The 22,205-nt window shown below is 67.7% G+C and carries 22 protein-coding genes; 12 read left to right on the top strand and 10 right to left on the bottom strand.

Features of this window, described 5'->3' with window-relative positions; all coding sequences use genetic code 11:
* Positions 1-3: 3 nt before the first annotated feature.
* Together D9V32_RS13290 and D9V32_RS13285 are read right to left on the bottom strand one after the other, a co-directional pair.
* Positions 4-447: a RidA family protein gene (locus D9V32_RS13290; RefSeq protein ID WP_121649401.1), complete on the bottom strand. Its 444-nt coding sequence runs from the start codon at positions 445-447 to the stop codon at positions 4-6.
* A gap of 113 nt (positions 448-560) precedes the next feature.
* Entirely contained in the window at positions 561-1,592 is a 1,032-nt protein-coding gene (locus tag D9V32_RS13285) for a hypothetical protein (protein WP_147440485.1), read from the bottom strand.
* Positions 1,593-1,739: 147 nt separating this feature from the next.
* Between D9V32_RS13285 and D9V32_RS13280 the strand changes: the two genes are divergently transcribed.
* From D9V32_RS13280 to D9V32_RS13255, 6 genes are all read left to right on the top strand, one after another.
* On the top strand, positions 1,740-2,528 hold the full coding sequence (locus D9V32_RS13280; RefSeq protein WP_183086319.1) for an AraC family transcriptional regulator: 789 nt from the start codon (positions 1,740-1,742) through the stop codon (positions 2,526-2,528).
* Between the two features lie 119 nt (positions 2,529-2,647).
* A complete protein-coding gene (locus D9V32_RS13275; protein ID WP_121649398.1) occupies positions 2,648-3,610 on the top strand; it encodes an ABC transporter substrate-binding protein in 963 nt (320 codons plus the stop codon).
* Positions 3,607-4,563, top strand: a complete 957-nt coding sequence (locus tag D9V32_RS13270) for a siderophore-interacting protein (RefSeq protein ID WP_121649397.1) — start codon at positions 3,607-3,609, stop codon at positions 4,561-4,563. The genes D9V32_RS13275 and D9V32_RS13270 overlap by 4 nt, the downstream gene beginning before the upstream one ends.
* Positions 4,564-4,567: 4 nt before the next feature.
* The gene (locus D9V32_RS13265; protein ID WP_121649396.1) at positions 4,568-5,596 is read left to right on the top strand and encodes an iron chelate uptake ABC transporter family permease subunit; all 1,029 of its coding nucleotides are present in this window, start codon (positions 4,568-4,570) and stop codon (positions 5,594-5,596) included.
* On the top strand, positions 5,593-6,645 hold the full coding sequence (locus D9V32_RS13260) for a FecCD family ABC transporter permease (RefSeq protein WP_121649395.1): 1,053 nt from the start codon (positions 5,593-5,595) through the stop codon (positions 6,643-6,645). The genes D9V32_RS13265 and D9V32_RS13260 overlap by 4 nt, the downstream gene beginning before the upstream one ends.
* Complete coding sequence (locus D9V32_RS13255) at positions 6,642-7,466, top strand: ABC transporter ATP-binding protein (RefSeq protein WP_121649394.1); 825 nt, start codon at positions 6,642-6,644, stop codon at positions 7,464-7,466. The genes D9V32_RS13260 and D9V32_RS13255 overlap by 4 nt, the downstream gene beginning before the upstream one ends.
* A gap of 86 nt (positions 7,467-7,552) precedes the next feature.
* Here D9V32_RS13255 and D9V32_RS13250 read toward each other — a convergent pair whose 3' ends face one another.
* Positions 7,553-9,361: a DEAD/DEAH box helicase gene (locus D9V32_RS13250; RefSeq protein WP_121649393.1), complete on the bottom strand. Its 1,809-nt coding sequence runs from the start codon at positions 9,359-9,361 to the stop codon at positions 7,553-7,555.
* A 194-nt stretch (positions 9,362-9,555) separates the two neighbouring features.
* Between D9V32_RS13250 and D9V32_RS13245 the strand changes: the two genes are divergently transcribed.
* Positions 9,556-10,308, top strand: a complete 753-nt coding sequence (locus tag D9V32_RS13245; RefSeq protein ID WP_245982337.1) for an SGNH/GDSL hydrolase family protein — start codon at positions 9,556-9,558, stop codon at positions 10,306-10,308.
* A 65-nt stretch (positions 10,309-10,373) separates the two neighbouring features.
* Here D9V32_RS13245 and D9V32_RS13240 read toward each other — a convergent pair whose 3' ends face one another.
* Together D9V32_RS13240 and D9V32_RS13235 are read right to left on the bottom strand one after the other, a co-directional pair.
* A complete protein-coding gene (locus D9V32_RS13240; protein ID WP_121649391.1) occupies positions 10,374-11,627 on the bottom strand; it encodes a D-alanyl-D-alanine carboxypeptidase family protein in 1,254 nt (417 codons plus the stop codon).
* Between the two features lie 116 nt (positions 11,628-11,743).
* Positions 11,744-12,550 (bottom strand): TrmH family RNA methyltransferase, encoded by an 807-nt coding sequence (locus D9V32_RS13235; RefSeq protein ID WP_121649390.1) that lies wholly within the window; start codon positions 12,548-12,550, stop codon positions 11,744-11,746.
* 118 nt (positions 12,551-12,668) lie between these two features.
* Here D9V32_RS13235 and D9V32_RS13230 point away from each other — a divergent pair, with 118 nt between their 5' ends.
* Positions 12,669-13,502: a Sir2 family NAD-dependent protein deacetylase gene (locus D9V32_RS13230; protein ID WP_121649389.1), complete on the top strand. Its 834-nt coding sequence runs from the start codon at positions 12,669-12,671 to the stop codon at positions 13,500-13,502.
* On the opposite strand, the gene D9V32_RS13225 is transcribed toward D9V32_RS13230, so the two are convergent.
* Positions 13,499-14,422, bottom strand: a complete 924-nt coding sequence (locus D9V32_RS13225) for an alpha/beta fold hydrolase (RefSeq protein ID WP_121649388.1) — start codon at positions 14,420-14,422, stop codon at positions 13,499-13,501. The two genes, D9V32_RS13230 and D9V32_RS13225, sit on opposite strands and share 4 nt — an antisense overlap.
* Before the next feature lie 111 nt (positions 14,423-14,533).
* Here D9V32_RS13225 and treS point away from each other — a divergent pair, with 111 nt between their 5' ends.
* Positions 14,534-16,243, top strand: a complete 1,710-nt coding sequence (gene treS / locus D9V32_RS13220; protein WP_121649387.1) for a maltose alpha-D-glucosyltransferase — start codon at positions 14,534-14,536, stop codon at positions 16,241-16,243.
* 110 nt (positions 16,244-16,353) lie between these two features.
* The gene (locus D9V32_RS13215) at positions 16,354-17,079 is read left to right on the top strand and encodes a 3'-5' exonuclease (RefSeq protein ID WP_245982336.1); all 726 of its coding nucleotides are present in this window, start codon (positions 16,354-16,356) and stop codon (positions 17,077-17,079) included.
* Positions 17,080-17,124: 45 nt separating this feature from the next.
* On the opposite strand, the gene D9V32_RS13210 is transcribed toward D9V32_RS13215, so the two are convergent.
* The 3 genes from D9V32_RS13210 to D9V32_RS13200 all read right to left on the bottom strand — a co-directional run bounded on the left by D9V32_RS13210 (position 17,125) and on the right by D9V32_RS13200 (position 20,010).
* Positions 17,125-18,510, bottom strand: coding sequence for a CoA transferase (locus D9V32_RS13210; RefSeq protein WP_121649386.1), 1,386 nt, complete (start codon positions 18,508-18,510; stop codon positions 17,125-17,127).
* Positions 18,511-18,833: 323 nt separating this feature from the next.
* The gene (locus D9V32_RS13205) at positions 18,834-19,082 is read right to left on the bottom strand and encodes a type B 50S ribosomal protein L31 (protein WP_030143405.1); all 249 of its coding nucleotides are present in this window, start codon (positions 19,080-19,082) and stop codon (positions 18,834-18,836) included.
* Between the two features lie 145 nt (positions 19,083-19,227).
* On the bottom strand, positions 19,228-20,010 hold the full coding sequence (locus D9V32_RS13200; protein WP_121649385.1) for an ABC transporter ATP-binding protein: 783 nt from the start codon (positions 20,008-20,010) through the stop codon (positions 19,228-19,230).
* A gap of 101 nt (positions 20,011-20,111) precedes the next feature.
* Here D9V32_RS13200 and serB point away from each other — a divergent pair, with 101 nt between their 5' ends.
* Positions 20,112-20,762 carry a phosphoserine phosphatase SerB gene (gene serB, locus D9V32_RS13195; RefSeq protein WP_121649384.1) on the top strand — a complete coding sequence of 217 codons (651 nt, stop codon included), beginning with the start codon at positions 20,112-20,114 and terminating at the stop codon, positions 20,760-20,762.
* A gap of 85 nt (positions 20,763-20,847) precedes the next feature.
* On the opposite strand, the gene D9V32_RS13190 is transcribed toward serB, so the two are convergent.
* A complete protein-coding gene (locus D9V32_RS13190) occupies positions 20,848-21,558 on the bottom strand; it encodes a beta-ketoacyl-ACP reductase (RefSeq protein WP_121649458.1) in 711 nt (236 codons plus the stop codon).
* 130 nt (positions 21,559-21,688) lie between these two features.
* On the opposite strand from D9V32_RS13190, the gene D9V32_RS13185 reads away from it, so the two are divergent.
* Entirely contained in the window at positions 21,689-22,186 is a 498-nt protein-coding gene (locus D9V32_RS13185; RefSeq protein ID WP_183086318.1) for a DUF3099 domain-containing protein, read from the top strand.
* Positions 22,187-22,205: the final 19 nt, after the last annotated feature.

The following is a 22,205-nucleotide window of genomic DNA, read 5'->3' as shown; positions in this document are numbered from 1 at the left end:
CCCTCAGCCATTCTGCTCGGTGATCACGGGCCTTGCGGCAACCGCCTCGAGCTCAAATCGCAGCCCGGGGCCGGCGAGCGCGGGAACCGGAATCAGGCTGTGAGCCGGCGGCCGATCGCCCCAGATTCGCGATTCGGCCGCCACCACCGCGTTCAGGGTCTCCGCGTCGTGATCAACAACGAAGGCCGTGAGTTTGAGGACGTGCTCAAACCCCAGGCCCTCAGCGGCCAGGGTGATCGCCATGTTCTCCAGGGTTCGATCAACCTGCGCGGCGAAGTCGCCCTCGATCAGGTTTCCGTCGATATCACCCGCCCAGTGCCCGGCCAAAAAGACGAGCGCTCCGGGGGCCGAGACGGCGAAGCTGTATGCGCTGCTGACCGGGTTGTAGAGTCCGTCCGGATTGGTGATCTTGCGCTGATCTGACGCGGGGTTACTGAGGGGAATCATGCGGAGCCTTTCGACGGTGTGTGGCGCGTGAGTCTTCACGACCACGCATTACTGTACAGGACATCCTGTATAGTTACTACTCGAAGCAGAGGGATGACGTGGGAAACGCAGGCTCAGGATTTCGGCTGATCGAACGCGTGTTCGAATACCCATGCGGGCGAGCGCTTCGCGCGAGATCCCGTGGGCCCCACCAGGATCAGCCCGGCCTCGGCGAGCCAGGAAACCGTCCGAGCGCGCAGGGGTGGGAGCTCGGCCGAGACCCCGCGATCGTGCCGGGCGACGCTCAGCAGTAGCGAGCGGTCCGCCGCCGGTGCCTCGAGCTCGACGCGGCAGGTCTCCCCCGACGCTGACCACACCAGCCGGGTGACGCGGCTCAGCGGAATCTGCACGCTCACGCCATCCTCCGTGAGGGTGAGCCCCCGCGGGGTGAATCGCACCACAACGGAACGCGTCCGACGGGCACACACGGCACGGAAAACGAGGTAGGGCGGAAGTGCGGTGATGGCCGCGGCGGCGAGAAAGATCATCGGCGACTGGTTGGCCCAGCGCGGCACGGCATCGTTCACAATGGGAATCGAGATCACCACGGCCACGAGCGCTGCGAGCGCAATACCCCACCCATACAGCGTGCGTAGGCGCATCGGAACGGCGTGAAAGGCGACGGTCACGCCGGTGCGATCCTCAACCCACTCGGGCACCGTGCGAAGGTTTCGGGCCGGCCTCCGGGCGAGGACCGTCACCCGACTCACCAGCCCCAGGAGCGTCCAGCAGATCGCCGGAATTAGCGCAAGCTGACCCATGACCACGGGGCCGCGGAGCGCCTCGGGCAGACCGCGAATGAACGCACCGCCACCCTCCACACCCACGATCATCGCGGTGGTGGCCACCACCGCCACACCGACGTGGACGATCACACCACGGCTCACCGGCTGCATTCTCAGGGTCCAGTTCACAAACGCGACGCCGATGAGCCACCCGCCAACGAGCGTCAGAATGAACGGCACCACATCCATACCGCGCTCATTCAGCGTCCAGGGAAGTGTGAGCGCCAGGCACAGTGCCGCCCAGATGAGCGGCTGAGAGAGCAGACGACGCCACCACGAACGGTGTGCCCGCTCCGAATGAGACGGGGAGGATGCGGACATAATCCGAGCCTAGCGTGCAGCGCGCCCGGTCCCGGTCAGGAATATGGGCCAGCCGACTTCCGTGCGCCCGGCGCCCGAATTGCACGCCTCGCATCCGCCCCCTAGACTCACGTTCACGATGACCACCGCACCACACCCATGCCCCTCATGTCGCTGAACGGCCAGATCGATGCCGACCCCGTGTGGGCGATCGACACGGATGACTTCACGGTCGCCGAGGGGATCGAGTGGGGCACGCACCGTCACGACAACCTCAACGAGCTGCTGTGGGCGACGCGCGGAACCCTGACCGTGGAAACCGAGCGCGGCTGGTTCGCCGTGCCGAATGCCGTGGGGTTGTGGATACCCAGCGGCGTGGAACACCGCGTCGTCGCGGCCGCGCACACGTCGTTCCGATGCACGCACCTGGAGCCCCACATCGGTTCACCCGCCGACGACGTCACCGCCGTGGCGATCCCCGAGGCCGTCTCTACCCTGCTCTCTCGCCTGCAACTGCCGCCCTACCTGTCGCAGGAGGTGCGCACGCACGCAGAGCTGCTGGTGCCGATGCTACTGGAGCCCGTGGAGGTGTCCACCGTCGACCTGCCACTGCCGATTGATGACCGCACGCTCCGGATTGCCCAGGCCATCCTGGCGGACCCGGCTGATGATCGGGAGCTCGTCGACTGGGGTTTCGCCGTCGGCGCGAGTGCGCGCAACCTGTCGCGCCTATTCGTCGCGGAAACGGGGCTGACCTTCACGACCTGGCGAATGCGCGCCCGAATGCGGCGCGCGATCGAACTGCTGGCGGCGGACCACTCCGTCTCAGCCGCCGCGGCCAAGGTCGGCTACGCCTCCGCGAGCTCATTCGTGCAGGCATTCCGCCGCGAGGTCGGCCATACGCCCGGAGCGTTCGCGAGCGCACGGGCACGCACGACCCGAGCGGCCACCCCGTAGAGTTCGGCACCTGCGCAACAGCATGTGGCAGTCAGCCGATATGATGGCGAGCAATACTAGATTAGTTAGGCAAGCCTTGCCTGAAATCTCCCCTCGCTTTCTATTCGAAGGACCCCGCTATGCGCCCCCGTGCCCTCGCCCTCCTCGCCGCATCCGCCGTCGCCGCCCTCGCGCTCACCTCCTGCGCATCGCAGGCCTCGGGCGATGCCGCCGCCGCTGAGACCACCACGCTGAAGACGCCCACCGGCGTGACGATCGAGATGCCAAAGGACCCGAAGGCCGCGCTCGGGTTTTACACGACCGACCTCGACATCCTGATGACGCTGGGCTTCCACCTCGCAGACACCCAACCGGTGCGCGAGGACTTCAAGACCTTCCCCGCGTACTTCCCGCAGGAACCGCTAAAGGGCCTGAAAACCTTCGTAAACTTCCCGGAGTACAACTTCGAAGGTGTGCTTGCGGTCAACCCCGACTTCATCCTCAACGGCATCGGCAGCAACACCGACCTCGACCCGAAGCTGCAGAAGATCGCCCCGACGTATACGTACAATGCGTTCGCCGGCATCGACTGGCGCGAGCCGTTCCAGCAGCTCGCCACCGACCTCGGCCGTACCGCCCAGCATGATGCGTGGACCGCGGACTACCAGGCGAAGGTCGCCGACATCCGCAAGCGTCTGGACGAGCGCGGCATCCACCCGGTCGTCGCCGACATGGCGTTCCGCGACGGGCAGGTGAGCGTGGGCTGCTATGGCGTGCCCTGCCTCGTGTTCGGCGACCTCGGCCTGACCATCACCCCGCTCGCCAACGCCGACGCGAAGGGTCTGCCCGTGGGAGACTCGACCGCGTTCAGCCTCGAGCAGCTCGGTGGTCTCGAGGGCATCGACGCCGTCTTCGCCGGAACGAACGAGGACGGCTCCGGCCTGCTCACCACCGACGAGGTGCTGAAGGGCAACGCGATCTGGAACCGTCTGCCCTTCGTCACGAACAACACCGTCTACGGATACAACTATGAGATGGCCTATGGCTCGCCCAGCGGCCAGACCGCGTTCCTCGAGGTCGTCGAGAAGGCTCTCCTCGGATGAGCGCCGCAGCTGAGACCTCGGCCGCCGAAACCACCGCATCGGAGGACACGGCACCCGAAAAAACGGTGAACCTGATTCACCGCATCGTGGTGCAGCGCGTGCAACGCCTGACGACCGGCATGGTCCGCGTGGTGTTCGGCGGCGTGGGGCTGGACGGTTTCGTCTCCTCCGGCATCGGCGACGAATACCTGCGCGTATTTTTTCCCGCCTCGCAGCGCGACGAGCCGGCGCTCCCCTTCCCCACCGATGACGGCTACTGGGACTATCCCGAGGGCGTCACCCCGGCCGAGATGCGCACTTACACGGTGCGCGGCTGGGACGAGGCTGCCCGCGAGCTGACGATCGACTTCGTCGTTCACGATGGCGGCGTCGCCGCGGCATGGGCGCTGGATGCTCAGCCGGGCGACGTGGTCGGCGTCAACACCCCGCGCGGGCTGTATGCGCCGCCCGCCGACATCCGATGGCAGCTTCTCGTGGCCGATGCGACCGGGCTTCCCGCGGCCGCACGCCTCGCCGAGACCGCCCCGGCGGGCGTGCGCACGCGCATCGTCCTCGAGGTCGCCTCGGCGGAGGATGAGCAGCACCTCACGCTGCCCGCCGGCGTCGAGCTGCACTGGGTGCACGGCGGCAACGGGCACGGACCGACCCGTCTCACTGAGATCGTGGCGTCCGCCGAGCTTCCGGACGGCCCCGGATACGTCTGGGTGGCCGGCGAGACGCGCGCCACCCGCGGGGTGCGCAAGCATCTGCGCCACACGCTCGGCCTGCCCGCATCCGCCTACAAGGTGATCGGCTACTGGACCGAGGGTGCCGAGGAGTGGCGCGACCGTTTCGACGCGCTGTCGGATGAGGATCGCACGCGCCTATCCGCACTCTGGGACGTCGAGGAGGGGACCGATACGGAGACCATCACCGACGCCTACGAGGCGGAACTCGAGAAGCTCGGCCTGTGATCCAATGAGCACCACCCCCACTCCACCCGTCGCCGAGGCCGCGCCACCCGTGCGACGCGTCGTCGGTCTCGCGCTGCTCGCGGGCGGCCTCGTCATCGCCATCATCGCGAGCATCGTGCTCGGCTCCCAGCCACTCCCGCTCGCCGATGTGTGGCACGGGCTGCTCGGTGCCGACACCGAGGCCGGCGTGATCGTCCGCGAGATGCGGATTCCGCGCACCGTGATCGCCCTCGCCGTCGGCGTAGCACTCGGTGTCGCGGGCGCGCTGATACAGGCGTTCAGCCGCAACCCGCTGGCGGACCCCGGCATCCTCGGCGTCAACGCCGGCGCATCGGCCGGCGTCGTCTTCGCGGTCGCGTTCCTCGGTGCGAGCGGCGTCTTCCAGTACATCTGGTTCGCGTTCGCCGGCGCGATCGCGGCGACACTGCTCGTCTTCCTCATCGGTGCCGCGGGGCGCGGAGACGCGGACCCGCTGCGCATGACCCTCGCCGGCGTCGCGCTCGGCGCGGTGCTCTCGGGGATCACCGGCGGCATCGCGCTGCTGCGCTCCGACGTGTTTGACACGATCCGCACCTGGACCGTCGGTTCCCTCCAGTCGCTCACCAGCGACGTCTTCGGCGTGCTGCCCTTCCTCGCCATCGGGCTGATCATCGCCCTCTGGCTCGCACCGTCGATGAACGCCCTCGCGCTGGGCGACGACCTCGCCACGGCTCTCGGCACCCGGGTGGCACTCACGCGCGTACTGTCGATCGTCGCCGTGGCGCTGCTGTGCGGTGCCGCAACGGCCGCCGCCGGCCCGATCGGCTTCATCGGCCTCATGGTGCCGCACGCCGTGCGCTGGCTCGTCGGCCCGCACCAGGTGTGGATCATGGCCGGCACCGTGCTCGCCGCACCCCTGCTCCTGCTGGTGTCGGACGTCGTCGGACGCCTGATCCTGCCGTCGGGCGAGCTGCCGGTCGCGCTGGTCACGGCGTTCATCGGCGCGCCCGTTCTCATCGTGCTGGTGCGTGCGCGGAAGGCGAGTAGCCTGTGAGCGCCCTCGATACCCGCCCGCCGCGGATGCTCGAGATCGAACGCGGCCCCCTCACCCGACGCATCAGTCTGCGCGGCGCACTCGCCGTGATTCTCGCGCTCACCGCGGCGCTGCTCGTCTCAATCCTCGCGCTCAGTCTCGGAGACTTCGTCATCTCACCCGGAGACGTCATCGCGACGCTGTTCGGTATGGGGACGCCGAAGCAGACGCTGGTCGTCGTCGAGTGGCGTCTCCCGCGGGCACTGCTCGCCCTCATGCTCGGGGCGGCGCTCGGTGCCGCCGGTGCGATCTTCCAGTCAATGACGCGCAACCCACTCGGCAGCCCCGACATCATCGGCTTCGACGCCGGCGCATACACCGGCGCTCTCATCGTCATCACGTCGGGAACGTTCGGGTACCTCACCATCGCGCTCGGCGCGTTCGGCGGTGGCCTGGTCGCAGCCCTCGCCGTCTACCTGCTCGCCTTCCGGCGCGGTTTCCAGGGGTTCCGACTGATCATCGTTGGCATCGCGGTGGGCTCGATGCTCGCCTCGGTGACGTCGTGGCTGATCCTGAACTCGGAGCTGCGCGTCTCGATGATGGCGGCGTCCTGGGGCATGGGAACGCTAAACGGTGCCGGCTGGGACCGGATCGTCCCCGCCGTCGCGTGCCTCGTCCCGCTCGGCGTCCTGTGCGCGGTGATGGCGGATCGCATGCACCTGCTTGAGATGGGCGATGACACCGCCGCCGCGCTCGGCGTCCGCACCGGACGCGTGCGGGCACTGCTCCTGGTCGCCGGCGTCGGATTCAGCGCCGTCGTGATCACCCTGGCGGGCCCGATCGCCTTCATCGCGCTCGCCGCCCCCCAGATCGCCCGGCGCGTGGCCCGAAGCGCCGGTGTGACGCTATCCGGTGCCGCCGCGTTTGGCGCGCTACTGCTCGCGACGAGTGACCTCATCGCACAGCGCCTGTTCGCACCCACCCAGCTCCCCGTAGGCCTGGTCACCGTCGTGCTCGGCGGCGGATACCTGGTGTGGTTGCTGATCCACGAAGCTAGGAGACGACGATGACCGCACAGACCCTCCCGACCACCCGGGATTCCGGGGCAGACGGGCGAGTGCCCGCACGACTCGCGGCACACGGCGTGCGCCTCGCGTACGACCAGCGGGTGATCGCCGAACGCCTGGACGTGGAGATCACCCCGGGCTCGTTCACCGTGATCGTCGGCCCCAACGCCTGCGGCAAGTCGACGCTGCTGCGTGCCATGGCGCGCCTGCTGAAACCGGCGGCCGGGCAGATCCTGCTCGACGGCAAGGCGATAGCCCAGCAGTCGCCGAAGGAGGTCGCCCGCAAACTCGGGCTGCTGCCGCAGACATCGATCGCCCCCGATGGCATCCGCGTGATCGATCTGGTCGCGCGCGGCCGGCACCCGCACCAGAGCATGCTGCGACAGTGGTCACGCGAGGATCGCGCCGCTGTGGACAGCGCCCTGGAGCTCACCGGTACCGACACGCTGCGCAACCGCTTCGTCGACGAGCTCTCCGGCGGTCAGCGCCAGCGCGTATGGGTCGCGATGCTGCTCGCGCAGGAGAGCCCCACCATGCTGCTCGACGAACCCACCACGTTCCTCGACATCGCGCATCAGTACGACCTGCTCAAGCTGTTCGCCCGCCTGAATGCCGAGGGGCGCACGATCGTCGCCGTCCTGCACGACCTCAATCAGGCAGCCCGCTTCGCCGACACCATCGTGATGATGCGCGACGGCGAGGTCGTTGCCACCGGTGCCCCCGCCGATGTCGTCACCGCGGACAACGTGGAACGCGTCTTCGGGCTGCCCTGCACGGTCATCACCGACCCGCACTCCGGCACCCCGATGATCGTCGCGCGCTAACGACGAGGGGTGACACGACGAAGGGTCCGGCTGAGCGGCGCGGTGCGCGCCGCTCAGCCGCGGCCGCGGCCGCGGCCGCGCAGAGCCTAGCGCAGACTGCCGAGCTGACGACGCAGATACTGGATGCGTGACTGTAGCTGAGTCACACTGGCCTGCGGCACCGCCGGCCCGCCACACACGCGGCGTAGCTCGGCGTGCACGAGCCCGTGCGGCTGGCTACTCTGCTTCGCGTAGAGCCCCACCAGGGAGTTCAGCAGGGTGCGCTGCTCCTTGAGCGTGCGATACAGCGGCTCCGGCGTGCTTTCGGGCGGGGCGATGCCGGCGGCCTCGCGGTCGTCCTGACGGCGCTGCTGACGCTGCTGACGCTGGGTCAGCAGTTCGTGCACCTGCTCGGGCTCAAGAATGCCGGGAAGCCCGATGAAGTCGAGTTCCTCATCGGTGCCCGGCTCGGCGTATCCGCCGAACTCCTGGCCGTCAAAGACCACCCGGTCAAAGTTGGCCGAGGAGCCCATCGGCTCAAACGTGAAGAGTTCCTGCCCAAGCTCCTCGGAGGCGCGATCCTCCTTGTTGGCGGCCGCAACCATGGCGTCTTCGGGGTTATAGAAGTCGCCCTCCTCGTTTGAGGGGCGGTCCAGGGCGTGGTCGCGCTCCAGTTCCAGTGCGGCCGCGAGGTTCATCAGCGGCGGCACGTTGGGCAGGAACACCGAGGCGGTCTCGCCGCGGCGGCGTGCCCGCACGAAGCGGCCGATGGCCTGTGCGAAGAACAGCGGGGTCGAGGAGGAGGTCGCGTAGACGCCCACCGAGAGTCGCGGCACGTCCACGCCCTCGGATACCATGCGCACGGCCACCATCCAGCGGCTCGTGCCCTTCGAAAACTCGTCGATGCGATCCGAGGCCCCGGCATCATCGGAGAGCACCACCGTGACCTCCTCGCCGGTGATCTCCTTCAGCAGAGCCGCGTAGGCGCGGGCGGAGTAGTGATCGGTTGCGATCACCAGCCCGCCGGCATCCGGGATGGCGTGCCGCACCTCGGTGAGGCGCTTATTGGCGGAGTCGAGCACCTGGGGCACCCACTCCCCCTTGGGATCCAGCGCGGTACGCCAGGCCTGGGAGGTGATGTCCTTGGTATTGCCCTCCCCGAGACGCGCCTCCATCTCATCGCCGGCCTTGGTGCGCCAGCGCATGTGCCCGGCGTACACCATGAACATCACCGGGCGCACGACGCCGTCCTGCAGCGCGCGGCCGTAGCCGTAGTTGTAGTCGGTGATCGAGGTACGAATGCCCTTATTGTCCGGCGCGTAGAGCACAAACGGAATGGGCGAGGTATCCGAGCGGAACGGGGTTCCGGTAAGCGACAGGCGGCGCGTGGCGGGCTCGAACGCCTCGCGGATCGCGTCACCCCAGCTCAGGGCGTCACCGCCGTGGTGTACCTCGTCGAGGATCACCAGGGTGCGTCGAGACTCGGTGATCTCACGGTGCAGTGACGCCCGGGTGGCCACCTGCGCGTAGGTCACCGCGGCACCGTGATAGTGCGAGGCATAGCGACGCTCGGCGTTACTGAAGTTCGGATCGAGCCGGATGCCCGCGCGCGAGGCGGCATCCGCCCACTGCTTCTTGAGGTGCTCGGTGGGGGCCACCACGGTGACACGCTCGACCGTGCGCCGCGCGAGCAACTCGGCAGCCAGCCGCAGGGCGAAGGTGGTTTTACCCGCGCCCGGGGTAGCCGCGGCGAGAAAATCGCGCGGCTCGGTTTCAAAGTACTTCTCGATCGCCTCGGCCTGCCAGGCCCGCAGCTTGCTGACCGTACCCCACGCCGCACGCTCCGGGAAGGAGGGTGACAGGTGCTCGGCGGCGGAGGTTCCGATGCGGGGGCCGGAACTGTTTTCCGGGATCATCAACTCTTCGCTCACTGAACAAGACTGTACCGGATACCCTCCGACAGTGCCGAGGGGCGGCGGGTATTCAGCCCGCCCTCGAAAAATCTCGGGCGAGGCGAGTAGGTTAGATGGGCACCTGTTTTGCAATCGGAAGGAGCCCCGTGTCCACCCCTGAAACCGAAACTCCCGCACCGCAGCACCCGTGGCGTCGCATGGTCTCGATCGGCGACTCGTTCACCGAGGGCATCGGCGACCCCGAGCCAAGCCTTCCCGGTGGGAACCGCGGCTGGGCCGATCGCGTCGCCGAGGTACTCTCCCAGGACTGCGAGGACTTCGCCTACGCAAACCTCGCCGTGCGCGGCAAGCTCATCGGGCAGATCATCAACGATCAGCTCGAACCGGCCCTCGCGCTGCATCCCGACCTGATCACGCTCTGCGCGGGAGGCAACGACGTCATCCGCCCCGGCACCGATCCGGACGAAATTGCCGAGCGGCTCGACGGTGCCGTCCGCACGCTCTCCCGCGACGGTGCCACCATCGTGCTGTTCACCGGCGTTGACACCGGCTTCTCTCCCGTGATGCGCGCGCTGCGCGGCAAGGTCGCGATCTACAACGAGAACCTGCGCGCGGTGGCGCAGCGCTACGACTGCATCGTCGCCGATCAGTGGGCGCTCTCCGAGATTCAGGATCCCGGCATGTGGGCCCCGGATCGCCTGCACCTCAACCCGCTCGGCCACCACACGGTGGCGCGGATGGTGCTGGACGCCCTCAACGTCCCGAACGATCTGAAGCCCCTCCGTCCCGAGGCGGTGCCCGAGTCCTCCTGGCGACAGGCTCGCTCCGAGGATCTCGCCTGGGCGCGCGAACACCTCGTGCCCTGGGTGATCCGGCGTCTGCGGCACGAAAGCTCTGGAGACAACGTCACCGCAAAGCGCCCCGAGGCCGCGCCGCTCTTTCGCGACTAGGGAGAAATGAAAAAGCGCAGCCCGGCACTGCCGGGCTGCGCTTTCGCAATGGGGCCGGTTCGCGACTAGACAGGGTTGACCAGCCGCCACCAGGCGGAGGTTCCCGCCAGATCATCGGCCAGAACCAGCGGAATCTCCGTCGTGGTGCCGTTTTCGGTCACGGTCAGGGTGCCGGCCGCATCGCCCTGCCGACCCGACTCGAGCGGGTCGATCTTGAGGTCGCGGGTGACGGCGGAGTCCTTCCAGATCACCGCGGAGTAGTCCTTCGCGGCAACAACGTTCGCGTGCGAACCCGAGGCGGTCTGGATGAACCCGACCGGGTCACCCTTCTTGATCACGGCGGTATCGGTAAATCCGGCATACGCGCTGTCCAGGAGCTTACTCACCGAGGCAAACAGTGCCTCGTGTGACGGTGCGCCGATAACCACGCCCACCACGGTAATCTTGGTGCCCGCGATCTCGCGCTCGGCGGCAAACATCAGGCAGGCGCCGGCCACGATCGTGGTGCCGGTCTTCAGGCCGATCACGCCGCCGGTGCCCAGCAGTGCATTGGTGTTCTTGAGCACGCCGCGATCGCCCAGCGAGGCGATGGTGGCGGTGGGTTCGGCCACAACGGTGCTCAGCACGGGGTGGGCGAGCACGAGCTTGGCGATCTCCACGAGGTTCGGCGGTGAGGCCTGGCTGCCCGGATTGATGCCGCTCGCATCGGCGAGGACGGTGTCGGTCAGGCCGTGCTTGTCAAGCCAGATGCGCGCCGCCTTGAGGAACTCGTCCATCGACCCGTAGGCCCAGTTGGCGAGGGTGACCGCGTAGTTGTTACCGCTCGGGAGCATGAGTCCCTCAAGCAGCTGGCGCTCGGTGACCTGGGCCCCCACCACGACGGGAGCTCGCGAGCCGCCCTCGGCCACGGTGTTCTCGTAGATCTGCTGATCCTCGGCGGTGAACGTGTAGGTCGGGCCGCTCTCGCCCTTGGCGAGGGGTTTCTTATCGAGCACTACGAGTGCGGTGACCGTCTTGGTCATGCTCGCGATCGAGGTGCGCTCCTGCGAGCCCCGGCTCGCCAGAACACCCGAGTGCCCCACCTCACCGATCGCGGCCACGCCGTCCGCCGGCCACTCCAGCGGGGCCGAGGCGAGCGCCGGAGTGGCGAGGGCAGGGCTTGGAGTCGCGGCCGAGGCCGGCAGCGGGCGCAGCAGCGCGTAGCCGCCGTAGCAGACGGCCAGAACGGCAATTACGATTGTGATGGCTAGCGGCGCTCGCAGCAGCGAACGGCGACGAGCACGCGCGCGGCGGTCTCGACGGAGGGGGAAATCAGTCACCCCGCTAGTTTACGTTCCGGGCCGCCAGCGTTTGTGCCAGGCCGTAACATCGCCCAGTGAGTTCCCGGGTGCCGCACACTCAATCCGAAGCTCCCCGAAACACGGACAAAGCGGAACTATCGCGCGCGCAGCTCCCATAGGGCAACGGCGCTGGCCGCCGCCACGTTCAGCGAGTCCACCCCGTGCAGCATTGGAATGATGACGGTGCTGTCGGCGTGGTGCAGGGCGCTACGGCTCAGCCCATCGCCCTCGCTGCCGAGCATGATCGCGACCCGCTCGGGCACGCTCGCGGAAAACTCATCCAGGGTCACGGCGTTCTCATCGAGGGCCAGGGCGGCCACGTGGAATCCCTCGGCGGAAAGAATCTCGCGCGCGTCGTCCCACTCGGGCATCCGGGTCCACGGCACCTGCAGCACGGTTCCCATGCTCACCCGCACGCTCCGGCGATACAGCGGGTCGGCGCAGCGCGGGGAGATCAGCACGGCCTCGGCGCCGAGACCGGCCACGGCGCGGAAGATCGCGCCGACGTTTGTGTGGTCCACGATGTCTTCGAGGATGACGATGCGGCGCGCACCGCGAATCAGGTCCGCCATGTCCGGGAGTTCGGGGCGGTGCATTGCGGCGAGCGCGCCGCGGTGCATCTGGAAGCCAGTCAGGGCCTCCAGGGTGTCGGAGTCCCCCACATAGACCGGGACATCCGGGAAGTCGGCCAGCAGCGGCTCGACATCGGGCAGCCACTTCTCCGACAGCAGAACCGAGCGCGGCACGTGGCCGGCGGCGATGGCGCGGGCGATGACCTTGCTGGATTCGGCGATGTAGAGACCACCGGCGGGCTCGCTGACCTTTCGCAGGGCGACGTCCGTCAGCCGTGCATAATCGGTCAGTTCGTCGAGGCCATCCGGCCCCAGGGGAATAACGCGCACCCAAAAACTCCTGTACTCACTACGGTGGTTATGTAACACCACCGTTTGTCTCAACACCGAGGAAATCCAGCCGATGCCCTCACACTCATCATTCCACCCTCAGCACCTGGAGGCGCACATGCCCACCCCGGATCCCGCAGAACTCGATCGCGCCGCCGACCTCCTGCGCGGCCGACGTTTCGCCGTGCTCACCGGTGCAGGGGTGTCCACCGACTCGGGCATTCCCGACTATCGCGGACCCGGTGCCCCGGTGCGCAAGCCCATGACCGGGCCACAGTTTCGTGCCTCGGCCGAATCGCGCCGCCGCTACTGGGCCGGCGCGTTTCTCGGCGGCCGGCTGATGGGGGCCGCGCGTCCCAACGCCTCCCACGATCTCCTGGCCGGCTGGGAGCGCTCGGGCATACTGCTCGGTATTGCGACCCAGAACGTAGACGGGCTGCACCGCCAGGCCGGTACCCGCAAGCTCGTGGAGCTTCACGGCGGGCTCGACCGCGTGGTGTGTCTCGACTGCGAGCAGGGCTTTGCCCGGCAGGCGATTACCGATCAGATCGCCCGGGAAAACCCGTGGCTCGCGCAGCTCGGCCCGGAAGACTCGGACCGCCTGAACCCCGATGGCGATGCCGAGGTGCCCGAGCTCGACGGCTTCGTGGTGCCGGTCTGTACCGTATGCGGTGGCGTCCTGAAGCCCGACGTGGTCTTTTTCGGTGAAACCGTCCCCACCGCACGCTTTGCCCGGGCCCGTTCGATCGTGCACCGCGCCGACGCCCTGCTCGTGCTCGGCTCCTCGCTCACCGTCAACACCGGCATTCGACTGCTCGATCAGGCGCGCCGAGACGGCTCCCCCATCATCACGATCAACCGCGGCGTCACCGGTGGTGCCTCACGCGCCGCGCTCGTGATCGAGGGGTCCGTGGCACCGGCCCTGGCCGGACTCGGCGAGCGCCTGGGCTAGGCCGAGGTCTCGGCCTTCGGGCCCTCGAGTCCCAGCTCGTCGCGAATGATCGCGGCGGCCTGCTCCGGGGTCTCGTAGTGGATCAGGTGCCCCACCTCGGGGATCACCTCGAGGCGCGCATCGGAGAGCTTCTCGGCGAGCTCGCGCTGCCTGGGCACCGAGGTGATGTCGTCGTGTTCGGCGGCGATCATGAGCGTACGGGCATAAATATCGCCGGCGTACTGGCTGACGTCGTAGCGCACCGAGGTGTCGAAGGCGTCCATCACGCTCGCGCGGTCGGCAAACGCGCTGAAGTAGCGGTCGTGCTGATCGTGAATCCAGGCCCGACGCTGCGGCTCCTTCGTCTTGGCCATCGCGATGCTCGTGACGCGGGTGATCAGCCGGGAGCGCAGCAGCGCGAAGCCGAGCTTTTCGGGCAGGGTCTTGCCCGCCCAGTAGTAGAAGACCGCGAGGCGGGTGAGGATACCGCGGGGGCCCGAGAGCGCGGGGGCCGCGATCGGGTTGACCAGGATCAGGGTCGACACCGGCTGACCGGCGGCCACCGCGGCGGACACCACGATCGAACCGAATGAGTGACCGAGGATCACCGGCGGCGTGGGCAGCCCCAGCGAGTCGATGAAGCCGCGCAGCCAGCGCACATAGCCGTCGATGTCGTGGCGGCCGCTGACAAACGCGGCGGATTCACCAAACCCGGGCAGATCCGGGGCGAAGATGCGGGCGTCGGGGAACTGGGCGACGATCGGTTCGAGGCCGTGGTGATCCCCGCGGAAACCGTGCACAAAAACGATGGTGGCGGCGGCATCACGTGGGCCGTACTCCCAGTAGGCGGTGCGCGCGCCCTCCAGCGTCACCTCGCGGGCATGCGTCTCAATCTGGTCAAGGCTGGCCTGGTAGGGCGAAACTGGTGCACTCACACTCATCAGTTTAGGGGCTGACACACACGACAATTGGGCCCGGTGCGCCTAGACTCGATCGGAAGACCGTACGACCTGTACCTCGGGTCGTGACCGTGCCCCACAGATTGGAACAGTGTGACCTTTACTGCGCCCATCCAGCTTCCCGGCCTTGCACGCGAACCGCTCTGGTATCGCCGTGCCGTGTTTTATGAAGTTATGGTCCGCTCGTTTGTTGATAGTAACGCCGATGGCACCGGCGATATGAAGGGCCTCATCAGTAAGCTGGACTACCTTCAGTGGCTCGGCATTGATGCGCTCTGGCTGCCGCCGTTTTTCACCTCCCCGCTGCGCGATGGCGGCTACGATGTGGCCGACTACCGCAGTATCCTGCCGGAATTCGGCACGATTGAGGAGTTCCGCGAGCTCGTCACCCGCGCACACGAGCGCAATATGCGCGTCATCATCGATATTCCGCTGAACCACACCTCGGATCAGCACGCCTGGTTCCAGGCCTCGCGGCAGGACCCCGACGGCCCCTACGGAAACTTCTACGTGTGGAGTGATGACAACGAGAAGTTCCCCAATATTCGGATCATCTTCACCGATACCGAGGAGTCGAACTGGGCGTTTGATTCCGAGCGCAAGCAGTACTACTTCCACCGCTTCTTCTCCCACCAGCCGGACCTCAACTATGCCGAGCCGGCCGTACACGAGGCGATCTTTGACGTGGTGCGGTTCTGGCTCGACCTGGGCGTGGACGGCTTCCGGCTGGACGCCGTGCCGTACCTGTTTGAATCGGAGGGCGGCACCGGCGAGGGTGAGCCGGAGACCCACGAGTTCCTGGTGAACCTGCGCGCGATGCTGGACGAGGAGTACCCCGGCCGGATCATGATCGCCGAGGCCAACCAGTGGCCCAAGGAAACCGCGGCATTCTTTGGCACCGACGACGATCCCGAATGCCACATGGCGTTCGACTTCCCGGTGATGCCGCGCATCTTCTACGCGCTGCGGTCGCAGCAGTCGGAGGAGCTCGAGCGCGTACTGCGCGAGGTCACCCACATTCCGGACTGGGCGGGCTGGGGCGTGTTCCTGCGCAACCACGATGAGCTCACGCTCGAGATGGTGAGCGAGGACTACCGTCAGGCAATGTACGGCTGGTATGCCTACGATCCGCGGATGCGCGTGAACGTGGGTATTCGTCGCCGCCTCGCCCCGCTGCTCGACAACTCGCGGGCCGAGCTCGAACTCGCCCACGCGCTGCTGTTCTCCCTCGGTGGGAGTCCGTTCCTGTACTACGGTGACGAGATCGGGATGGGCGACAACATCTGGCTCGAAGATCGCGACTCCTCGCGCACGCCGATGCAGTGGACCCCGGACCGCAACGCCGGATTCTCGGCCGCCGACCCGGGCAAGCTCTATCTCCCGGTCGTGCAGTCGCTGGTGTACAACTATCAGAGCGTCAACGTCGAATCGCAGCTCGCGCAGTCGGCCTCGCTGCTGCACTGGGTGCGCAACGTGATTCACACCCGCAAGGCACACCCGGTGTTTGGGCTCGGTACGCTGCAGGTCATCGATACCGATCACGGCTCGGTGCTGGCGTTCCGACGCAGCTACGAGGGTAAGGTTGGGCCGACGAACGAGCCCGCCGAGGACGTCGTCTGCGTGTTCAGTTTCGCGCACCACCCCACCCCGGTAACGATCACCGACGCCTCCCTCGCCGGGCGTCGCGTACGCGATATGTTCGGTGGCGCTCCGTTCCCCACCTTCGACGAAAACGGCTCGATGACCCTGACCATGGGTTCGCAGAGCTTCTACTGGCTGCACGTCAGCCGCGAGGTTCGCTAGCGCGGGCACTTGTTTGATGCGCGGCCGTGGCCGGTCCCGTCTCGGGATCGGCCACGGCCGTTTCAGCGCTCCTTTTCTGCGTGCTGGTGCGTGGTGCCACCCCGGTATCGGTGGTGCGGCCTAAGCTGGATACCGTGAACAACACCGCGAGTATCTGGACCCAGCCGATCGCCGTCTTTGACCTGGAAACCACCGGGATCGACGTCACCACGAGCCGCATCGTGAGCGCGCACGTCGGTATTCTCGATGCGCAGGGTGCGGTCATCCGCAACCACGACTGGCTCGCCGACCCGGGGGTCGAGATTCCCGAGCAGGCCACCGCGGTGCACGGCATCACCACCGAGCGTGCCCGCGCCGAGGGGCAGCCCGCCGCCCTCGTGGTGGCCGAGATCATCTCCGCGCTGCGTGAGCTGCTGAACGCAAACGTTCCCGTGGTCATCTACAACGCCCCCTACGACCTCAGCCTGCTGCACCACGAGGCCCTGCGCTACGGCTATGCGCCGCTGGAGAATCCCTCCCCCATCGTTGACCCGCTGGTAATTGACAAGGCCGTCGATCGGTTCCGCAAGGGCAAGCGCACGCTCGAGGCCTCGGCCGAGTTCTACGGGGTGTCGCTGCTTGACGCCCACGATGCCGCCTCCGATGCGATCGCCGCCGGTCACGTGGCCCAGGCACTCATTCGCGCCCACGCCGAGAAGCTCGAAGGCCTAAGCGCCGCCGAGCTGCACGCGAAGCAGGTCGACTGGTGCGCCGAACAGGCCGCGAGCTTCCAGGAGTACATGCGCCGCTCAAAGAACCCGAGCTTTGTGGCTTCCGGGGAGTGGCCGGTTCGCTAGCGGCTGGTTCCTCGTAGCGAGGAAGCTCGAGCGAGGAGGCCCGAGCTAGACAGCCCAGCGGGGCGCATCGGCCCCGAGGGCCCGCGCGGGGTGGTCGGTGTGCGGCCGTACTCTCCCGCTAGCCGCGGGCCAGGGCAGGCGCTGGGCCAGGCCCCAGGAGGTGTGTTCGATCCGCGGGTCGGGCGCGCCGGCAGAAACGCCGCCGGCGAGGGGTGTTTCGGGGTTTACCCCGCGGATGAGCTCCGCGGTGCGCGCGAGCGAGACGCGGGCACGCAGCCCCTCGCCGTGGGTGCGGGAGTGCGTCCAGGCGCGGAGGGCCGCGGTCGCCGCGATCATTCCGGTGGCGTGGTCAAGCGCCTGCACCGGGAGCGATACCGGGGAGCCGCCGGGAGCGGTGACGGCCGCGAGGCCGGTGCTGAACTGCACGAGCGAGTCGAATCCGCGGCGGTTTCGCCAGGGGCCGCTCCACCCGTAGGCGTTGAGGGCCACCTCGGTGAGCCCCGGGCGGATGCGCGCGCGTTCGCGATCGCCGAAACCGAGCTTTTCGAGGGCGTCGGCGCGATAGCCGTGGACGAGAACGTCGGCCTCGGCGAGGAGGTTCAGGAAGCGTTCGCGATCGATGCGGTGGTGCAGGTCGAGGCGGGCCGTGCGCTTGCCCAGCAGCATTTCGGCCTCGAGGGCGGGTTCGGACCAGTCCGGCGGGTCAATTCGCACGACGTCGGCACCGAGCAGCGCGAGGGCACGGGTCGCGACGGGCCCGGCGATGACGCGGGTGAGGTCGAGCACCCGCACGCCCAGCAGGGGCTGCGCGGAAACCGTGTCGAGGTCTCGATGTACCGGAAATCCGGTGGGTTCCCAGGCGATCAGCGGTTCGCTGGCCACGGCCTGCCCGGGGAGGCTGTGCTCCCATTCCTGCGCGGTATGGAGACGGGCGGCGGCTCCTCCGAACCCGACGATGCGATCCTCGGCCTCGGCGGCGGTGAGCTGGGAGAGGCGGGTGATGAGGCGGTCCCGACCGGTGTCCGCGGCGAGGCCCAGGGCGTCGAGGAGGGCGGCGTGGTGGGCGGGGGCGTTGGCGTGGGTGCGGATCCATCCGTCGGCGGTCTGCGCGGTGACCGACAGCGGGTTCCACGGGTTACCGGGGTTCCAACCCAGCGGGCGCAGCGATCCGGCGAACCAGGCGGCGGCACCCGCGCGATTCACCCGGATCGGTCCGGTGTGCGTCGGCGCGTCGTGGTGTGCGGCGGCGTCTTCGGCGGCGAGTTGGGCGGCGGCGAAGGTGGCCACGGCGAGGTCGCTCAGGGGGTCTGCGGGCGTGTCTGGGTCGGTGATGACCAGCCGGTCGCCTCCCGCAGTGGCGGGCAGGCTGGAGCCCTCCTCGCGCGCGGGATTAGCCGCGAGGATAGCCTGCAGGTGGTCGGAGCTGCTCATGAAATCATCCTGCCCCCTCGCCCGCCTCTCGGCAAGCCCGTGTCGCGGGCAAAGCAAAACCGGGCTCCCTCCGAAGAGGAAACCCGGTTTTCGAGGTTGGGTGCTTACGCGCCGAAACCTCCTCGTTATCAACTCAGTACGCTGGTTGAACCACCCGAGCAAAGCAAAACCGGGCTCCCTCCGAAGAGGAAACCCGGTTTTCGAGGTTGGGTGCTTACGCGCCGAAACCTCCTCGTTATCAACTCAGTACGCTGGTTGAACCACCCGAGCAAAGCAAAACCGGGCCCCTCTCGAAAGAGGAACCCGGTCTAAAGGTTGGGTGCTTACGCGCCGAAACCTGCGAAACGCTGGTTGAACTTCTCCACGCGGCCGGCGGAGTCCATGATGCGCTGCTTGCCGGTGTAGAAGGGGTGCGAAGCCGAGGAGATTTCGACGTCGATGACCGGGTAGGTCACGCCGTCGAGCTCGATGGTCTTGTCGCTGCTGACCGTGGTGCGGGTCAGGAAGGTTTCACCCGATGCGAGGTCGCGGAACACAACTGCTTCGTAGGTGGGGTGGATGTCGGTCTTCATGAGGACTTCCTTGATAGTGGATGGTGGTAACGATAAACGTCTTGGGATTTGGCCGCGCGGCGCGAAACCTGCGCAGCTAAGTCAGCTACTAACTTTAGCAGACTTCATACCGGGTCGTGCGCGCACGGCCCGGCGGGTCTTGGGTCTAGACCGCGCGGGCGCTGTAACGCCCGCCGGTTTCGGTGACGGTGATCGGCAGGCCGAACGTCGAGGTGAGGGTGTCGGAGGTCACGGTGTCCGCGAGCGGGCCCTGGGCGACGATGCGTCCCTCGCGGATGAGGAGGGCGTGGGTGAAGCCCACGGGGATCTCCTCGACGTGGTGGGTGACCATCACGATGGCGGGGGCTTCGCTCGAGCGGGCGAATCCGCCGAGCAGGGCGACGAGTTCTTCGCGAGCGCCGAGGTCGAGGCTCGATGCGGGCTCGTCGAGGAGGAGGAGTTCGGGGTCGGTCATGACGGCGCGGGCGATCTGGACGCGCTTCTGCTCGCCGTCGCTCAGGGTGCCGAATGCGCGGTCGGCGAGGTGGTCGAGCTTCCACTCGGAGAGCACGCGGAGGGCGCGCTTTTCGTCGATGCCCTCGTACTCTTCGGTCCAGCGACCGGTGACCGAGTAGGCGGCGGTCATGACCACATTAAGGACGGTTTCACTCTGCGGCAGGCGCTTGGACAGCGCGCTGGAGGCGAAGCCAATGCGGGGGCGCAGCTCGAACACGTCGGTACGGCCGAGGCGCTCGCCCAGAACATCGACGGTCCCGAGGGTGGGGTAGAGCAGGGTGGCTGCGAGCTGCAGCAGGGTGGTCTTTCCCGCGCCGTTGGGGCCGAGGATGACCCAGCGCTCATCGGAGCCGACCGTCCAGGTGGCCGAATCGAGAATGGGGCTGCCTTCGCGCAGCACCGATACGTCTTCTACGTGCAGAACCTTCGCCATACCCCTAGCCTATCTCGACCTGCGGGGACCCGCTGACACATCCGTCGCCGAGTTGATGCCAGAATGTGAGAACAGCCCCCGATTTGAGAGAGCAGATCCCTATGAGCGCCTCCCCCGCCCGTTTCCTCGTGGTTTTGGATGTGGATTCCACCCTGATCAAGAATGAGGCGATCGAGCTCATTGCCGAGCGTGCCGGGAGCCTCGAGCACGTGGCTGCGGTCACGGAGCGGGCGATGCGCGGCGAACTGGACTTCTCGGAGAGCCTGCGCGAGCGGGTTGCGACGCTGGCGGGCCTCGCGGTCACCGAGATTGATGCGGTGCGGGAGCGGATCGAGCTGAGCGATGGCGCACGGGAGCTGATCGCCGGCGTGCACGCCGCGGGCGGCCGCATCGCGGTGGTGTCGGGCGGTTTCCACGAGCTGCTGGATCCGCTGGCCGAGGGCCTGGGCCTTGACCGCTGGCGCGCAAACCGCCTCGAGGTGGTGGACGGTGCACTCACCGGCCGCGTGCTGGGCAACATCGTGGACGCCGAGGCGAAGGCCACCACGCTGCGCGAGTGGGCGGCGGAGTTTGGCGTGCCGCTCGAGCGCACCGTCGCCGTGGGCGATGGTGCCAATGATCTGAAGATGATGGCGATCGCCGGGCTCTCGGTCGCCTATGACGCGAAGCCCGCCGTGCGTGCGCAGGCGAGCGTCGCCGTCGGCAGCCGCAACCTGTCGGACATCCTGCCGCTGCTGGGCCTGCGCGGCTAAAACGCAGCACCGCATGCGGACGCAAAAACGCGGGGCGCTTCTTTTCGAAGCGCCCCGCGTTTTTGCGTGGGTGGGTGGCTAAAACCTAGTGGCCCATGCCCAGTCCGCCATCGACGGGGATGACGGCGCCGGAGATGTAACCGGAGTCCTCGCCACCGATCCAGGCCACTACCTTGGCAACCTCGGAGGGCGAGGCGAAGCGGCCGGCCGGGATCGAGGCCTTGTACTGCTTCTGGGTATCCTCGGGCAGTTCGGCGGTCATGTCGGTTTCGATGAAGCCGGGGGCGACGACATTGGCGGTGATGCCGCGGCCGCCGAGTTCGCGGGTGATCGAACGAGCCATGCCCACGAGGCCGGCCTTCGAGGAGGAGTAGTTGACCTGGCCGGGGCCGCCGTAGAGACCGACGACGCTCGAGATGAGGACGATGCGGCCGTAGCGGGCCTTCAGCATGCCCTTCGAGGCGCGCTTGACCACGCGGAACGATCCGCCGAGGTTGGTGTCGATGACGGAGTCGAAGTCGTCCTCCGACATGCGCATGAGCAGCGTGTCGCGGGTAATGCCCGCGTTAGCCACGAGAACCTCAACGGGGCCGTAGGCGGCCTCGATCTCGGTGAAGGCCGCATCCACCGAGGCGGCGTCGGTAACGTCGGCGCGGACGGTCAGCGAACCCTCCGGCCCGGATCCCGAACGGGCGGTCACGGCCACGCGGTAGCCGCGCGCGAGGAACTCCTCGGCAATGGCATACCCGATTCCGCGGTTGCCTCCGGTCACGAGTACGGTACGAGCTTCGGTCATGTCTTCTCCTGATGCCTGGAACGGTTCGCGCACGCACAGCGGCGCCGTAGATTCCAGCTTAGGGCGTTCGGGCCCCACACACGCTCGCCAACCGAGGTGTCCAGGGAAAGAGCGTAGGCTAGGAGGCGACATGAATGAGTCCTCGATCACCACGCTTCCGCGCTCACCCGAGGAAGATCGTCGTCGACGGATGCGGCAGTACTTCATCTCGATGCTGATCCGGGTGGCGTGTATCGCGTGCCTGCCGTTTTTACACGGCTGGTGGCTCGTCATTCCCGCGGTCGGTGCGATCGTGATCCCCTACTTTGCGATGCTGTTCGCGAACCAGCCGGGCACCGCGGAAGACGGCTACCGGGAGTCCCCCGGCGGCATCGTGCGCTCGGCCAACGGCACCGCCTACGCCACGGCCGACCCTGCCGCCACTCCCTCCGCGGCCGCCACCGATTTCGAGGGCGACGCCCCCGCGGGCGGCGATGCCGATGCGGCGAGCGCCCCGACCCCCGCCTACGAGGCCGACTGGGTGGTGTACGAAACCCGCGCGACGCCGAACGCGGGAGCGTCCCAGCCCGGCGCACCCGAAGCCCCCACCACCGAATCCCCCACCACCGCGACGACGGAGCCCGCATGACCCTCCCCCGATTCCCCCG

Origin of the sequence: Mycetocola tolaasinivorans (genome assembly GCF_003667565.1) — a bacterium.
Classification (GTDB): domain Bacteria; phylum Actinomycetota; class Actinomycetes; order Actinomycetales; family Microbacteriaceae; genus Mycetocola; species Mycetocola tolaasinivorans.
Note: the sequence above shows the minus strand (reverse complement) of the source record. Positions and strands in the feature narration are given on the sequence as shown.

Bases quoted from the DNA above. Each gene is read 5' to 3' on its own strand.
- D9V32_RS13290 (WP_121649401.1), bottom strand. From the start codon at position 447: ATGATTCCCCTCAGTAACCCCGCGTCAGATCAGCGCAAGATCACCAAT.
- D9V32_RS13285 (WP_147440485.1), bottom strand. From the start codon at position 1,592: ATGTCCGCATCCTCCCCGTCTCATTCGGAGCGGGCACACCGTTCGTGG.
- D9V32_RS13280 (WP_183086319.1), top strand. From the start codon at position 1,740: ATGTCGCTGAACGGCCAGATCGATGCCGACCCCGTGTGGGCGATCGAC.
- D9V32_RS13275 (WP_121649398.1), top strand. From the start codon at position 2,648: ATGCGCCCCCGTGCCCTCGCCCTCCTCGCCGCATCCGCCGTCGCCGCC.
- D9V32_RS13270 (WP_121649397.1), top strand. From the start codon at position 3,607: ATGAGCGCCGCAGCTGAGACCTCGGCCGCCGAAACCACCGCATCGGAG.
- D9V32_RS13265 (WP_121649396.1), top strand. From the start codon at position 4,568: ATGAGCACCACCCCCACTCCACCCGTCGCCGAGGCCGCGCCACCCGTG.
- D9V32_RS13255 (WP_121649394.1), top strand. From the start codon at position 6,642: ATGACCGCACAGACCCTCCCGACCACCCGGGATTCCGGGGCAGACGGG.
- D9V32_RS13250 (WP_121649393.1), bottom strand. From the start codon at position 9,361: ATGATCCCGGAAAACAGTTCCGGCCCCCGCATCGGAACCTCCGCCGCC.
- D9V32_RS13245 (WP_245982337.1), top strand. From the start codon at position 9,556: ATGGTCTCGATCGGCGACTCGTTCACCGAGGGCATCGGCGACCCCGAG.
- D9V32_RS13230 (WP_121649389.1), top strand. From the start codon at position 12,669: ATGCCCACCCCGGATCCCGCAGAACTCGATCGCGCCGCCGACCTCCTG.
- D9V32_RS13225 (WP_121649388.1), bottom strand. From the start codon at position 14,422: ATGAGTGTGAGTGCACCAGTTTCGCCCTACCAGGCCAGCCTTGACCAG.
- D9V32_RS13210 (WP_121649386.1), bottom strand. From the start codon at position 18,510: ATGAGCAGCTCCGACCACCTGCAGGCTATCCTCGCGGCTAATCCCGCG.
- D9V32_RS13205 (WP_030143405.1), bottom strand. From the start codon at position 19,082: ATGAAGACCGACATCCACCCCACCTACGAAGCAGTTGTGTTCCGCGAC.
- D9V32_RS13200 (WP_121649385.1), bottom strand. From the start codon at position 20,010: ATGGCGAAGGTTCTGCACGTAGAAGACGTATCGGTGCTGCGCGAAGGC.
- serB (WP_121649384.1), top strand. From the start codon at position 20,112: ATGAGCGCCTCCCCCGCCCGTTTCCTCGTGGTTTTGGATGTGGATTCC.
- D9V32_RS13190 (WP_121649458.1), bottom strand. From the start codon at position 21,558: ATGACCGAAGCTCGTACCGTACTCGTGACCGGAGGCAACCGCGGAATC.
- D9V32_RS13185 (WP_183086318.1), top strand. From the start codon at position 21,689: ATGAATGAGTCCTCGATCACCACGCTTCCGCGCTCACCCGAGGAAGAT.